Source organism: Micromonospora sp. 4G55 (assembly GCF_016803375.1).
This window is the reverse complement of sequence record NZ_JAEVHN010000925.1, coordinates 1-1,456: the sequence shown is the minus strand read 5'-3', so window position 1 is coordinate 1,456 and position 1,456 is coordinate 1. Positions and strand designations below refer to the sequence as shown.

At 73.8% G+C, this 1,456-nt stretch carries 3 protein-coding genes; all 3 read left to right on the top strand.

Going from position 1 to position 1,456, the window contains the following annotated elements:
* The coding region (locus JNW89_RS36200) for a sigma factor-like helix-turn-helix DNA-binding protein (protein WP_305070576.1) at positions 1–155 on the top strand (155 nt) is incomplete at its 5' end.
* Between the two features lie 33 nt (positions 156–188).
* The gene (locus JNW89_RS36195; protein ID WP_238452428.1) at positions 189–713 is read left to right on the top strand and encodes a MauE/DoxX family redox-associated membrane protein; all 525 of its coding nucleotides are present in this window, start codon (positions 189–191) and stop codon (positions 711–713) included.
* Positions 706–1,422: a thioredoxin domain-containing protein gene (locus tag JNW89_RS36190; protein WP_238452427.1), complete on the top strand. Its 717-nt coding sequence runs from the start codon at positions 706–708 to the stop codon at positions 1,420–1,422. Before JNW89_RS36195 ends, JNW89_RS36190 begins: the two co-directional genes overlap by 8 nt.
* Positions 1,423–1,456 lie beyond the last annotated feature (34 nt).

Below are 1,456 nucleotides of genomic sequence, written 5' to 3'. Positions count from 1 at the left end.
AGCGCCGCGAGGCGTTCGTGCTGACCCAGCTGCTCGGCCTCTCGTACGCCGAGGCCGCCGCCGTGGCCGGGGTGCCCGTCGGCACCATCCGCTCCCGGGTGGCCCGGGCCCGGCACGACCTGGTCGACGCGGTCGGCGACGCGCTGGCCCGCTGACCGATGGAACCAATCGGCCGGACGCGACGACCAATGATCGTGACCGCACCCCGCATCCGGGCCGCTCGCTGGCCCGCCGTCCGCCCCTGGATCGGGCTGGCCGCCCGGCTCGGCCTGGCCACCGTCTGGCTCGTCGCCGGCGCCGCCAAGGTCGGTGACCTCGCCGCCTCCGGGCGCGCGGTCAACGCCTACCAGCTACTGCCGTACGACGTGGCCACCGTGGTCGGCGCGGCGCTGCCCTTCGTAGAGCTGGCGCTCGGCGCGATCCTGCTGGTCGGCCTGGCCACCCGGCTCGCCGCCGGCGTCTCCGCCGCGCTGCTGATGGTCTTCGTCACCGGCATCGTCTCGGCCTGGAGCCGCGGGCTGGCCATCGACTGCGGCTGCTTCGGCAGCGGCGGTCAGCTCGCCGCCGGGCAGGCCCCGAGCTACCTCCCGGAGATCCTCCGGGACCTGGGATTCCTGGCGCTGGCCGGGTTCCTGCTGATCTGGCCCCGCACCCCCGTCTCGGTGGACGGCTGGCTGGCGGGCGAACCCGCCGTGGAGGACGACGATGAGTAGTCGCAAGGGGCAGCGGGACGCCGCCCGGGTGGTCCGCGAGCAACTGGCCCGGGAGAGCCGACGCAGGCGCACGCTCTGGGCGTCCGTCGCCGCGGTCGTCGTCCTGGTGATCGCCGGCCTGATCGGCTGGAGCGTCTGGTCCAGCCAGCGCGCCGACGAGTCCACCGCGCCGCCCGGCGCCAACGACGCCGGCACCGGCATCGTGATCGGCGACGGCCCGGTCACCATCGACCTCTACGAGGACTACCTCTGCCCGGCCTGCAAGCAGTTCCAGCAGGTCAGCGGCGCCACCATCGACCAGCTGGTCAAGGACGGCAAGGCCCGGGTGATCTTCCACCCGGTGGCCTACCTGAACCGCTTCTCCACCACGGAATACTCCACCCGCTCGTCGGCCGCCGCCGGCTGCGCCGCCCAGGGCGGCAAGTTCAAGGAGTTCACCGACGCGCTCTTCGCGCGGCAGCCGGCGGAGGGCAGCGCCGGGCTCAGCAACGACGAGCTGATCGACATCGGCGCGGGCGTCGGCCTGAACCGGGACGAGTTCGGCTCCTGCGTGAAGGACGGGACGTACAAGCCGTGGACCGAGAAGGTGACCGAGGACGCCAGCAGGTCCGGCGTCACCGGCACGCCGACCATCAAGGTCAACGGCAGGGAGGTCGCCGACCGCACCCCGGCCGGGATCACCGCGGCCGTGGAGGCGGCGGGCAAGTGATCCGCGCCCTGCTCCGCCGGCCGCCTGGTCGCCA